Origin of the sequence: Raineyella sp. W15-4 (assembly GCF_033170155.1) — a bacterium.
Taxonomy (GTDB): Bacteria; Actinomycetota; Actinomycetes; order Propionibacteriales; family Propionibacteriaceae; genus Raineyella.
In genome coordinates, this window is the sequence record NZ_CP137079.1 from 317,344 (window position 1) to 330,396 (window position 13,053).

Here is a 13,053-nt window from a genome sequence, read left to right on the forward strand (position 1 = left end):
CGCCATGGCGCCGCCTGTCCTGGTCCTCGGCCGGGCGGCCGTGCCCGACCTGACCGCCGCCCTCACCGACCTGCCGCACCCGCCCGACGTGCTGCTCGCCGAGGACCGGGCGGCCATGCTGCGCCACCTCGCGGTGGCCGGCGCGGTGATCGCCGACTGGTCCGGCCGGCTGGTGCTGGACGCCGCGGCGGCCCGGGCCGGGGGGCAGGTCCGGCTGATCCAGTACCCGGGCGCCGGGCTGCACTCGATCGACGTCGACGCCTGGCGGCGCGCCGGTGCGGAAGTCTGTCATCTCCCCGGCGCCAACGCCGCGTCGGTCGCCGAATGGTCCGTGCTCGCCGCCGGAGCGCTCTGCCGCCGGCTGCCCGGGCTCGACCAGGACCTGCGGGCCGGGCGCTGGACCTCCGGCGCGGACGTCCGCGACCTGTCCGAGCGCCGGGTCGGGGTGCTCGGCGGCGGGGCCGTCGGCTCCGCCTGCCTGCGCCTCTTCGCCGCCTTCGGCTGCCCGGTCTCCTACCATTCCCGTCGGCCACGCCCCGAGCTGCCGTACGAGTGGCGCCCCCTCGACGACCTGCTCGCCGGCTCCGACGTGCTGGTGGTGGCCGTCCCGCTCACCCCGGCCACCCGGGGCCTGCTCGGTGCCGGAGAGATCGCCCGGCTGCCGGCCGACGCGCTGCTGGTCAACGTCGGGCGTGGCCCGGTCACCGACGAGGACGCCGTGGCCGATGCGCTGCGGACCGGCCGGCTCGGCGGCGCGGCCCTCGACGTGTTCGGCGCCGAGCCACTGCCCGCCGACCATCCGCTGCGGGCGGCCCCACACACCCTGCTCAGCCCGCACGTCGCCGGCGGATCGGGGACGGCGCGCCGGCAGATCTTCGCCGGCGTGGCCGACAACCTTGCCCGGGTCGCGGACGGCCGCGAGCCGCGCTGGCGCTGGCCCACCCCGAACCCACCGAAGGCAGGCCACGATGACTGACACTCCTGCCGTCCGTACACCCACCCGGCGGGTCGCCTGGGTCACCGGCGGCACGTCGGGGATCGGCCTGGCCGCCGCGCGCCGGCTCGCCGCTGACGGCTGGCAGGTGGCCGTCAGCGGGCGCGACCGTTCCCGGCTGCGGGCCGCCGCCGACCTGCTCGGCGGGGACCACCTGACGATCGGCTGCGACATCGCCGATCCCGACAGCGTCCGCGGCGCCGTCGAGCAGATCCACGAGCGTGCCGGCGACCCCTCGGCCCTGGTCGCTTCGGCCGGCTCGTTGCTCAAGGGCGAGCTCACCGACCACTCCGACAACGAACTGGCCGACCTGCTGGCCACCAACGTGCTCGGTGCGATGAACGCCTGCCGAGCCGTCATCCCCGGCATGCGGGCGTACGGCTGGGGCCGGATCGTCACTGTCTCCTCCGTGCTCGCCTCGGTCGGCGCACCCCGACGGGCCGCGTACGCCGCCACGAAGGGCGCAGTGCTGGCCCTCACCCGTGGGCTGGCGGTGGATCTCGCCGCCGACGGGATCACCGTCAACGCGGTCGCCCCCGGCCCGACCCTGACTCGGCCCGACCTCGGCCAGGCCGACGACCCGGTGGCCCGGGCGATGGTCGCCGACGTCGTCCCGCTCGGCCGCTGGGCGGCCCCGGCCGAGGTCGCCGCACTGGTCGCCTTCCTCTGCTCCGAGGCCGCGTCGTACTGCACCGGCGGCCACTACCCGGTCGACGGCGGCTACCTCGCCCGCTGACCACGCCTCTCTCACCCACCGAAGGACCCCGATGGACCCCGTCATCCACTGTGAGCAGGCCGGCGGCGTCGGCACCCTCACCATCAACCGCCCCCCGGTCAACGCCGTCGATCCCGCCCTGATCGCCGACCTCCGTGCGGCCGTCACCGCCTGCGCCGACGACCCCGCGGTCCGCTGCCTGGTCATCCGCGGCACCGGCTCGTGCTTCGTCGCCGGCGCGGATCTGCGGGTGATGCGCGACCTTTCCCTCGGCACCCAGCGCCTGATGCGTGGCTGGGTGACCGTGCTCGAGCTGATCGAGGCCACCCCCAAGCCGGTGATCGCCGCTCTCAACGGCCATGCCCTCGGCGGCGGGGCGGAACTGGCCTTGGCCTGCGACCTGAGGATCGCCGCCGAAGCCGCGACGGTCGGCTTTCCCGAGGTCACCCTCGGACTGATCCCGGGCGCCGGCGGGAGCGTACGGCTGCCCCGGCTGGTCGGCCCCCACCTCGCCAAGCGGCTGATGATGGACGGCTCCCGGCTGACCGCCCGCGAGGCAGAGCGTCTTGGCCTGGTCGACCTGGTGGTGACTCCCGAGGAGTTCGAGGACACAGTCCGGCGCACCGCCCTGGACTATGCCACCCGTGCCACCGCGGCGATCGGGGAGATCAAACGGATGGTGCGGGCCAGCGCCGACGGAGCCCTTGCTGCAGCCAGCGCAGCAGAGTTCGAGGCCGTCCTGCGGCTGACCGCCACCGACGACGCCGCCGAGGGGCTACAGGCCTTCCTCGACAAGCGCCCCGCCGTCTTCTGGGGTCGCTGACCCGATCGTGCGCCCCAGCGCCAGCAGGTCCCGGTCGCTGCCCGCCGGGCCGACCAGGGACAGCCCGCAGGGCAGCCCCGCAGCCGTCCGCAGCGGGATCGCCAGTGCCGGCAGGCCGGACAGCCCGGCGATGCAGGTGAGTTGCAGGGTGGACGTCCGGGCGGGCCCGGTGGCCGGGTCCGCGCCGGAGCGCGGTGGCGGCACGGTCGCGGTGCTGGGCACCGCCAGCACCTCGTCGCCGATGGCGCGGCGTACGGTCCGGGCGATCCGCCGCCGGGCGGCCAGCGCCCGGTCCCGCTGCGCGTCGGTGATGGTGGCGGCCCGACGGAACCGCTCGGCCACCGCGGACCCGAGCGCCCCCGGATGGGCGGTCACCCAGGCGCCGTGCTCGGCCCACGCCTCGTGACCTTGGATGGTCACGAACACTTCCCGCCAGTCGGCCAACGGCCAGCCGGTGCCGTCGGCCGGGCCGGGCTGGATGCCGCGGACGTCGAGGGGGAGCGGACCGGCGAGGAACTCCCGGATCGCGGCGGCGACGTCCGGGTCGGCCGCGTCGAGCAGCTGGTCGCTGACCAGGATCGCGGTGAACGTCCGGCCGGCCGCCAGCGGCAGCAGCACCTTGCCGACTGCCTCCAGCAGGGTGGGTTCGCGGGTCAGCCAGCCGACGGTGTCGAAGCTCGGCGCCAGCCCGTGGACACCTTCGTGGGAGACCGCACCGTGGGTGGTCCGGATGCCCCACAACCCCTGGTAGGCGGCCGGCACCCGGATCGACCCGCCGGTGTCGGTGCCGAGCCCGATGTCCGCCAGCCCGAGAGCGACCGCCGCCGCCGATCCGGAGCTCGACCCGCCGGGCACCCGGTCCGGGCAGACCGCGTTCGGCGGGGTGCCGTAGTGGGGATTGGTGCCGGCCAGAGAGAAGGCGAACTCGTCGGTCCGGGTGATTCCGACCACTGTCGCACCGGCCCGCATCAGGTCGTCGACCACCCGGGCGTTGCGGTCCTGCAGTGGCGCCTCGGCCAGGAAAGTGGGGTTGCCGGCGCCGATCGGCTGGCCGGCGATGGCAAACAGGTCCTTGACCGCCACTCGGGCGCCCCCCAGCGGCCCACTGGACACCTGCGGCATCAGGTCGTCATCGGCCAGCCGCCAGATGGTCGGGTCAAAGGTGCTGGTGGTCATGCCGGTGACGTTAGGGACCGGTCGTTCCAGGGATGTGTAGCCGGTGTTACACAGAGGGAACACCGCCGAAAGCCGGCTGACGTGTGGCGTCCGTAGCGTGGAGGGCACGTGAGAGTGGGTGACGGGTGGGATGGGTTCTCACGGGATCCCTGTCGTCGCGGTCGTTCGCGGGGCACGATGGGGGCATGACGCAGTCGCGACTGGAGGACTACGCGCTCCTCGCCGACCGGCGGACGGGTCCGCTGGTGTCCCGGGAGGGGAGCGTCGACTGGCTGTGCCTGCCACGGTTCGACGGGCCGGCGGTCTTCGCCGCGCTGCTCGGTGAGCCGGGCAACGGGCACTGGCGGATCCGGCCGGTGGACGGGGTCGTGGTGGAGCGGTCGTACGTGGCGGACACGTTCGTGCTGCGGACCCTGTGGCGGACGCCGACCGGAGAGGTGGTCTGCACCGACTTCATGGCCGAGCACGAGCACCGGGCCGACCTGATCCGGATGGTGGAGGGCGTCTCCGGCCGGGTGACCGTGCAGTTGGACCTGGTGATGCGCTTCGACTACGGGTCCAGCATCCCGTGGGTGCGTCGGGTGCCGGGGCCCGACGGGGAGCGGCTGCTGGCGGTGTCGGGGCCGGACGCGCTGCTGCTGGACGGTCCGCTGCCGCACGCCGTCGACCGGCACCACGTCGGCGTGTTCACCGTCGGGGCCGGGGAACGGGAGTGCTGGACCCTGACCTGGTTCCCCAGCTACCGGCCGGTGCCGCAGCGGCTCGATCCGGTCACCGAGCTGGACCGGACCACTGCCGACTGGCAGGCCTGGAGCCGGGCGACCGCCCTGGAGGGCTGCCGGCCGGAGGTCCGCCGCTCCCTGCTGGTGCTGCGCGCCCTCACCGACCGGGAGACCGGGGGGATCGCCGCCGCGCCGACCACCTCGCTGCCGGAGGACCTCGGCGGGGTCCGCAACTGGGACTACCGCTACTGCTGGCTGCGCGACTCCGCGCTGACCATCCAGGCGATGGCCACCCACGGGGCCGTCCACCACGGGTGGCGCGACTGGCTGCTGCGCGCCATCGCCGGCGACGACCGTACGTTGCGGATCATGTACGGGCTGGCCGGGGAACGCCTCGGTCCCGAACTGGAACTCGACCACCTGCCCGGCTACGCCGGCTCCCGGCCGGTCCGGGTCGGCAACGGCGCCGCCGGGCAGTACCAGGCCGACGTGGTGGGCGAGGTGATGATGGCGCTGGACCGGCTGCGCCGGGTCGGGATCCCCGACGACCGGTTCTCCTGGGGCCTGCAGCGCCACCTGCTGGAGTTCGCCGCCGACCACCTCGACCGGCCCGACCAGGGGATCTGGGAGATGCGGGGGGAGCCGCAGTTCTTCACCCACTCCCGGGTGATGATGTGGACCGCCTTCGACCGGGGCGTACGGGCCGTCGAGGAGCACGGGCTGCACGGCCCGGTGGCCCGCTGGCGCGGCCTGCGGGAGGAGCTGCGACTGGAGGTGGAGGAGCGGGGCTACGTCCCCGAACTGGGCACCTTCGTCCAGCACTACGGGACCACCGAGGTGGACGCGTCGCTGCTGGTGCTGCCGCAGTGCGGCTTCGTCGCCTGGGACGACCCGCGGATGCTGCGGACCGTCGCCCGGATCGAGGACGAGCTGCGCGACGACCGGGGCCTGCTCCGCCGCTACCGGACCGCGCCGGGCACCGACGGGCTGCCCGGCGACGAGGGCAGCTTCCTCTTCTGCACCTTCTGGCTGGTGAACCAGTACGCCCACACCGGCCGGTTGGCCGAGGCGGAGGCGCTGTTCGACCAGGTGGTGTCGTACGCCGGTGACGTCGGGCTGCTGGCCGAGGAGTACGACATCGACGCCGGCCGGCTGACCGGCAACTACCCGCAGGCGTTCAGCCACCTCGGCCTGGTGCAGGCCGCGGACGCGATCCTGCGCGCCAAGGGCGGGCCCGGGGGTTGCGATGAGCGCTGAGGGCCCGGGCGCCGACCTGCCGTCCGCCGACCTGCGGACTGCCGCCGAGCTGGCCGTCCCGACCGCCGAACGCTGGTGGCGGGCCGCCCACGGCGGCCACCGCGCCGCACCGGTAACCCTGCTCGGCCGGGTCGCCGGCGACCCGGCCGAGACGCGCTGGCTGCTCGACTTCGTCGACCGGGTGGTCCGGCCCGAGGACGACCGCACCGCCGCGTACGCCCTGCACCGGCTCACCGCGACGATCCCGGACTCGCTGCCGGCCCCGCTGCGCGGGCTGCTCGCCGCCGGTGGCGCGACCGGGCCGGAGGTGCCCGGCGTCGTGCTGCCGCTGGCCCGCCGGGTGCTCCGGGCGCTGGTCGGGGACCTGGTCGTCGACGCGACCGACGAGCGGCTCGGCGCCGCCCTGGCCCGGCTCTCCGGCACCGGCTGTGCCCTCAACATCAACCTGCTCGGTGAGGCGGTGCTCGGTGACGGTGAGGCGGCCCGTCGGCTGGCCGACGTCGAGCGGCTGGTGCGCCGCGACGACGTGACGTACGCATCGCTCAAGGTCTCCTCGGTGCTCGGCCCGCACAACCCGTGGGGCTTCGACGCGGCGGTCGACCGGGCGGTCACCCGGCTCGAGCCGCTCTACCGGCTGGCCGCCGGCCGACCCCGTCCGGTGTTCCTCAACCTGGACATGGAGGAGTACCACGACCTGCACCTCACCCTGGCGGTCTTCCGCCGGCTGCTGGATCTGCCGGGTCTGGCCGGTTCTCCCGGTGGCGTGGTGCTGCAGGCCTACCTGCCCGACGCGCTGCCGGCATACCAGGAGCTGGCCGGCTGGGCGACCCGCCGGGTGGACGCGGGTGGGGCGCCGATCCGGGTCCGGCTGGTGAAGGGGGCCAACCTGGCGATGGAGACGGTCGACGCGGTGCTGCACGGCTGGCCGGTGGTGACGACCGGCTCGAAGGAGGCCACCGACGCCAACTATCTGCGGCTGCTCGACCGGGCGCTGACCCCGGAGGCCACCCGAGCGGTCCACCTCGGCATCGCCGGGCACAACCTCTTCACCCTCGCTCTGGCCTGGGAGCTGGCCGGCCTGCGCGGTGTCCGGGACCGGGTCGAGGTGGAGATGCTGGCCGGGATGGCCCCGGCCCAGGCCGCGGCGGTCCGCGCCGACGTCGGCCGGCTGCGGCTCTACGTCCCGGTGGTCCGGCCCGAGGAGTTCGACGTCGCGCTGGCCTATCTGGTCCGCCGGCTGGAGGAGAACGCCGCGCCGGGCCACTATCTCGCCTCCCTCGGCGACCCGGATCCGGAGGCCGGCCTGGCCCGGGAGCGGGACCGGTTCCGGGCCGCGGTCGCCCGGTGGGCCACCGAGGGGCCCGAGGCGGTCGGCCCGCGCCGCCGCCAGGACCGTACGCTGCCCCCGCCGCCGACCGGTGTGCGCCGCGCGACCGGCTTCCACAACGCCCCCGACACCGACCCCGCGCTGCCTGCCGCGCTCGCCTGGGGCCGCCGGATCCTCGCCCGGGTGCCCGACTCCCGCCTCGGGATCACCACCGTCGAGCAGGCCCGGATCGACGACCCGGCCCGGCTGGACGCGCTGATCGGGCACACCGAACGGGCCGGCGCCGGCTGGGCGGCCCGGACCCCGTTGGAGCGGGCCGCGATCGTGCACCGGATCGGCGACGAACTGGAGGCGGCCCGGGCGGACCTGCTGGAGGTCGCCGCCGCCGAGTGCGGCAAGACCCTCGACCAGTCCGACCCGGAGGTGTCCGAGGCGGTGGACTTCGCCCACCACTACGCCGAGGAGTCGCTGCGGCTCGACCGCCTGGTCGGCGGCACCTTCCGACCGGTCCACCTCACCGTGGTCACCCCGCCGTGGAACTTCCCGCTGTCGATCCCGCTCGGCGGGGTCGCCGCCGCGCTGGCCGCCGGCTCGGCGGTGATCCTCAAGCCCGCCACCGCCGCCCGCCGCTGCGGCGCCCTGGTCGCCGAGGCCTGCTGGCGGGCCGGGGTCCCGCACGACGTGCTGCGGCTGGTGGCACCCGCCGACGCCGGGCTGGGCCGCCGGCTGGTCACCGATCCGCGGGTGGCCCGGGTGGTGCTGACCGGTTCGGCGGACACCGCCGCGGTGTTCCGCCGCTGGCGCCCCGAGCTCGGTCTGTTGGCCGAGACCTCCGGCAAGAACGCGATCGTCGTCACCCCGTCCGCCGACCGTGACCTGGCGGTCCGGGACATCGTCACCTCGGCCTTCGGCCACGCCGGGCAGAAGTGCTCGGCCGCCTCCCTGGTGATCCTGGTCGGCGCCGTCGCCGGCTCGACCCGGTTCCGCGACCAGCTGATCGATGCCACCCGTTCACTCACCGTCGGCCGGCCCACCGACCCGGCCACCCGGATGGGCCCGCTCACCACGCCGCCGACCGACAAGCTGCTCCGCGGCCTGACCACGCTCGAGCCCGGCCAGCACTGGATCCTCGCCCCTCGCCGGCTCGACCCGCCTCTGTCCGACCCGCCTCTGCCCGACCCCGGGGGCCGGCTGTGGACCCCGGGGATCCGAGCCGGGGTCGCGGCCGGTAGCGAGTTCCACCGGGTGGAGTACTTCGGGCCGGTGCTCGGCGTGCTGACCGTCCCCGACCTGGAGACCGCGGTGGAGGTGCAGAACGGCACCGACTACGGCCTCACCGCCGGCCTGCAGTCGCTGGATCCCGACGAGGTGCGCTACTGGATCGACCACGTGCAGGCCGGCAACCTCTACGTCAACCGGCCGATCACCGGCGCGATCGTCCGCCGCCAACCGTTCGGCGGCTGGAAGCGGTCCGCCGTCGGTGGCGGCGCCAAGGCCGGCGGCCCCAACTACCTCTACGGGTTCGGCGAGGTGGTCCCGGCGCCGGTCACCGAGCTGGTCGCCGAACCGACCGCTCCGCTGCTGCGCCGGGTGCTGGCGGTGGGGCGTACGGTGCTGCCGTCGGAGGACGCCGTCCGGCTCGAGGTCGCGGTCGGCCTCGACCAGCGGGCCCTCGACGAGGAGTTCGGCCGGGCCCACGACCCGGCGGCCCTCGGCGTCGAACGGAACGTGCTGCGCTACCTGCCCACCCCGGTGCTGATCCGGCTGGGGGAGGGCCGGCCGCTGGTGGAACTGGTCCGGGAGCTCTCCGCCGCCCTCGCCGTGCCCGGCGCCGCCGGAGCGGGGCACCGGGTCTCCACCGCGATCCCGCTGCCCGGGCCGTTGCGGGACCTGCTGGCCGAGCAGGGCATCCCGGTCGTCGTCGAGTCGGACGCCGCCTTCCTGCACCGGGTGCCGGAGCGCACCGTCGGTCCCGACGGCCGGATCCGGCTGCTCGGCGGCGATCGGACCGCACTGGCCGAGGTGCTCGCCGGCTCGGCGTCCCTGGCGGCGATCGACACCGCCGTCTACGCCGGCCCGGTGGTCGACGCCGGGCGGGTCGCCCTGCTGCCGTACCTGCACGAGCAGCTGGTGTCGATCACCGGGCACCGCTACGGCCACCCGGTGGACCTGTGGGACGGGCGGTGAATCGCGATGCTGCTCCATCCGCCGTACTTCGTCGCCCCCGGTGACCGGTTCCCGCTCGGCGCCAGCTTCGACGGCTTCGGCACCAACTTCGCGATCTTCTCCGAGGTGGCCGAGGCCGTCGACCTGTGCCTGTTCGATCCCGACGGGGCGGAGACGAAGATCCGGATGACCGAGGTCGACGGCTACATCTGGCACATCCGGCTGTCCGGTCTCGGCCCCGGCACCCGCTACGGCTACCGGATCGACGGCCCGTGGGATCCGGCCCGGGGGCTGTGGTGCAACCCGGCCAAGCTGCTCGCCGATCCGTACGCGAAAATGTTCGACGGGGCGGTCGTCGACCACCCGGCCCTGTCGGCGTACGACCCGGAGCGGCCCGACTACCCCGATCTGCGCGACTCCGCCCCCTACACGATGCGCGGGATCGTCGTCTCGGACGGCTTCGACTGGCGCGACGACTCCCCACCCCAGACACCGTACGAGGAGTCGGTGATCTACGAGACGCACGTCAAGGGGCTGACGATGCGCCACCCGGCGATCCGCCCGACCATCCGCGGCACGTATCTCGGCGTCGCCCACCCGGCGACCGTCTCGCACCTGCACCGGATCGGCGTCACCGCGGTCGAGCTGCTGCCGGTGCACCAGTCGGTCACCGAGCCGTGGGTGTTCCGGCGCAGCCTGACCAACTACTGGGGCTACAACACCTTCGGGTTCTTCGCGCCGCATCGGGCGTACGGCGCCTCCGCCACCCCCGAGGGCGTGGTCGGGGAGTTCAAGACCATGGTCCGCGAGCTGCACGAGGCCGGGATCGAGGTGATCCTCGACGTCGTGTTCAACCACACCGCCGAGGGCGGCACCGACGGGCCGACGTACTCCCTGCGCGGCATCGACAACCCGGCCTACTACCGGCTCGACCCGGCCGACCGCCGCCGCTACGTCGACACCACCGGCGTCGGCAACTCGATCAACTCCCACCACCCGATGTCGCTGCGGCTGGTGATGGACTCGCTGCGCTACTGGGTGACGCAGATGCACGTCGACGGGTTCCGCTTCGACCTGGCGCCGACCCTGGCCCGCCAGGAGGACGCGGTGGACCACCTGTCGGCGTTCTTCGCCCTGGTCGCCCAGGATCCGGTGCTCGGCCAGGTCAAGCTGATCGCCGAGCCCTGGGACGTCGGCCCGGCCGGCTACCAGGTCGGTGCGTTCCCGCCGCAGTGGTCGGAGTGGAACGGCCAGTACCGCGACGTGGTGCGGGACTTCTGGCGGGGCGAACCGGCGCTGGTCGACGACTTCGTGGCCCGGATCAGTGGCTCCCGCGACATCTACGCCTCCACCGGGCGCCAGCCGGTCGCCTCGGTCAACTTCGTCACCGCCCACGACGGGTTCACCCTGCGCGACGTCGTGTCGTACGAACGCAAGCACAACGACGCGAACGGCGAGCACAACCGGGACGGCAACGACGACAACCGGTCGGCGAACTACGGGGCCGAGGGGGAGACCGACGACCCGGAGATCTTGGCGACCCGGGCCTGCCAGCAGCGCAACCTGCTGGCCACCCTGCTCTGCTCCCAGGGGGTGCCGATGCTCCTCGGCGGCGACGAACGGGGCCGCACCCAGGGCGGCAACAACAACGCCTACTGCCACGACAGCGAGCTCACCTGGCAGGAGTGGGTCCGCGACGACGCGGTGGCGGAGGACCTGGAGGCGTTCACCGAGCGGTGCGCCCGGCTCCGCCGCGAGCATCCGGTCTTCCGGCGCCGGTATTACGAACGCGACGCCTCCTCGCTGCCGCGCGGCCCCGGCGCCGAACCGGGCGACGTCGTCTTCCTGCGGATCGACGGCGTCGAGATGACCGAGGCCGACCGGGACGCCGCGTTCGTCCGCAGCTTCGGGCTGTTCCTCAACGGACGCGGGCTCACCTGGCTGGACTCCTGGGGACGGCCCTCGGCGGACGACTCCTTCCTGCTCTGGTTCAACGCCTGGGACCAGGCCGTCCTGGTCACCCTGCCGTCCCGGCGGCTGGGCGCCCACTGGGGCGGCATGCTCGACACCACCCATGCCCGCGGCGAGTCCGCGGTGACGTACGCCGCCGGTGACAGCTTCCTGCTGGCCGGCCGGTCGATGCTGGTGCTGCGGTGCACCGACCTCGACGAGGTGCAACGGCTGTCGGACGAGGTGGGCCGGGTGAGCCCGGTGGAGATCGAACGCTAGTTCACTGCTCGAGCAACCGTAGCCAGACCTCCGAGGCGGTCGGGTAGCTCGGTACCGCCCGGCGCAGGGTGGCCAGATCCAGGCTGCCGGCGATCGCGACGGTGGCCGAGTGCAGCAGCTCGGCCACCTCGGGACCGACGAAGGTGGCGCCCAGCAGCACCTCGGTGTCGGCGTCCAGCACCAGCCGGGCATGCCCGGCGGCGTCATCCCGCAGCAGGCCCGCACCGGCGGCCGAGGTGTAGTCGGCGTCGAGGAGTCGGACCGTCTGCCCGGCCTCGGCCGCTCCGCGGGAGGTGAGGCCGACCGCGGCGACCTGGGGGGCGCTGAAGATCACCTGGGGGACCGGGGCCGGCACCTCGTCGGGTACTGGGCGGCCCTCGGCGAGCGCGGCGATCCGCCGCCCGACCACCCGGGCCTGGTACTTGCCCCAGTGGGTGAGCATCGCCTCGCCGTTGACGTCGCCGACGGTGAACAGCCACTCGGGCAGCGGCCCGCCGTGCGTACGTCCCCGCAGATCGGCGGGGTCGAGACCGATCGCTTCGAGGCCGATGTCGGTGCGCGGGTGCCGACCTGCGGCGACGACCAGTTCGTCGACCTCCAGCTCCTCCGATCCGGCGCCCTCGCCGTCGGGCGCCGTTCCGTCGTCCAGGGTCAGGGTGATCGGACCGCCGTGCGGCCGGCCGACCGTGGCGCGAGGGTCGGCCGGGTGGTGTTCGGCCGGGTGGTGTTCGGCCGGGTCGTGCTCGACCCGGTCCCGGACGGCCCGGGTCACCGAGGTACCGAACCGTACGGTCACCCCGGCGGACCGCAGTCCCTCGGCAACCTCCTCCCCGGCGAAGTCCTCGAGCCGGCCCAGCAGCCGCTCGCCGCGGACCAGCAGGGTGACGTGGGAGCCCAGCGCCGTCATCCAGCGGGCCGCCTCGCAGGCCGCCACCCCGCCGCCGACGATCGCCAGGCGTCCGGGCACCTCGACCACGCCGGTGACGTCCCGGGTCGTCCAGGGGCGTACGGACGCCAGGGTGTCCGGGATCACCGGTGCCGATCCGGTCGCCAGGACGACCGCGGTGCGGGCCGTCAGCCGCTGCACCGCACCGCCGGCGTCGACCACTTCGAGGGTCCGTTCCCCGACCAGTCGGCCGTGGCCGCGGACCATGGTCAGGCCGGCGCTCTCGGCCCAGCGGACCTGACCGCTGTCGTCATAGTGGGCGACCCAGTCGTCGCGCCGGGCGAGCAGTGCGTCGCGGTCCAGGGTGGGGACCGACAGCGGGGCGAGGTTTGCCGCCGTCTCGGCCACGTCGAGCGGGCGGAGCAGGGCCTTGCTCGGTATGCAGGCCCAATAGGAGCACTCGCCGCCGAGGAGTTCGGCCTCGATGATCGCGGCGGTGCGGGAACTGCCGCGGACGGCGTAGTCGGCGGCGTTCTCCCCGGCGGGGCCGCCGCCGAGGACGATGACGTCGTAGGTCTCGGCGAGCGGATCGGTCTCGGCGAGCGGGTCGGTCTCGGCGGCCGGATCGGACGCAGGGCTGGTCATGCGCTCACCCTAGGTCCCGGTCGGCGTCGCGGGAAGGATCAGCGCCGGGTGAAGCGCACCGTCCACTGCTCCGGGCCCTCGGTGAGGTAGGTGCGGGCGAACTGTCCGGGAGC

At 74.3% G+C, this 13,053-nt stretch carries 8 protein-coding genes; 6 read left to right on the plus strand and 2 right to left on the minus strand.

Annotated elements, in window-relative coordinates; translation table 11 throughout:
• The first annotated feature begins 4 nt into the window (after positions 1-4).
• From R0145_RS01425 to R0145_RS01435, 3 genes are read left to right on the plus strand one after another with little or no spacing between them, the layout of a single operon-like run.
• Positions 5-976, plus strand: a complete 972-nt coding sequence (locus tag R0145_RS01425; RefSeq protein ID WP_317838658.1) for an NAD(P)-dependent oxidoreductase — start codon at positions 5-7, stop codon at positions 974-976.
• Entirely contained in the window at positions 969-1,730 is a 762-nt protein-coding gene (locus R0145_RS01430) for an SDR family oxidoreductase (RefSeq protein ID WP_317838659.1), read from the plus strand. The genes R0145_RS01425 and R0145_RS01430 overlap by 8 nt, the downstream gene beginning before the upstream one ends.
• A 31-nt stretch (positions 1,731-1,761) precedes the next feature.
• A complete protein-coding gene (locus R0145_RS01435; RefSeq protein ID WP_317838660.1) occupies positions 1,762-2,532 on the plus strand; it encodes an enoyl-CoA hydratase/isomerase family protein in 771 nt (256 codons plus the stop codon).
• Here R0145_RS01435 and R0145_RS01440 read toward each other — a convergent pair.
• Positions 2,485-3,708, minus strand: a complete 1,224-nt coding sequence (locus R0145_RS01440) for an amidase (RefSeq protein ID WP_317838661.1) — start codon at positions 3,706-3,708, stop codon at positions 2,485-2,487. The two genes, R0145_RS01435 and R0145_RS01440, sit on opposite strands and share 48 nt — an antisense overlap.
• Before the next feature lie 185 nt (positions 3,709-3,893).
• Here R0145_RS01440 and R0145_RS01445 point away from each other — a divergent pair, with 185 nt between their 5' ends.
• Genes R0145_RS01445 through glgX form a run of 3 tightly spaced genes read left to right on the plus strand, consistent with a single transcriptional unit; the run spans position 3,894 to position 11,409 of the window.
• Complete coding sequence (locus R0145_RS01445) at positions 3,894-5,687, plus strand: glycoside hydrolase family 15 protein (RefSeq protein WP_317838662.1); 1,794 nt, start codon at positions 3,894-3,896, stop codon at positions 5,685-5,687.
• A complete protein-coding gene (locus R0145_RS01450; protein WP_317838663.1) occupies positions 5,677-9,201 on the plus strand; it encodes a proline dehydrogenase family protein in 3,525 nt (1,174 codons plus the stop codon). Before R0145_RS01445 ends, R0145_RS01450 begins: the two co-directional genes overlap by 11 nt.
• Positions 9,202-9,207: 6 nt before the next feature.
• Positions 9,208-11,409, plus strand: a complete 2,202-nt coding sequence (gene glgX / locus R0145_RS01455) for a glycogen debranching protein GlgX (protein ID WP_317838664.1) — start codon at positions 9,208-9,210, stop codon at positions 11,407-11,409.
• Position 11,410: 1 nt separating this feature from the next.
• On the opposite strand, the gene R0145_RS01460 is transcribed toward glgX, so the two are convergent.
• Positions 11,411-12,940, minus strand: a complete 1,530-nt coding sequence (locus R0145_RS01460; protein WP_317838665.1) for an NAD(P)/FAD-dependent oxidoreductase — start codon at positions 12,938-12,940, stop codon at positions 11,411-11,413.
• Positions 12,941-13,053 lie beyond the last annotated feature (113 nt).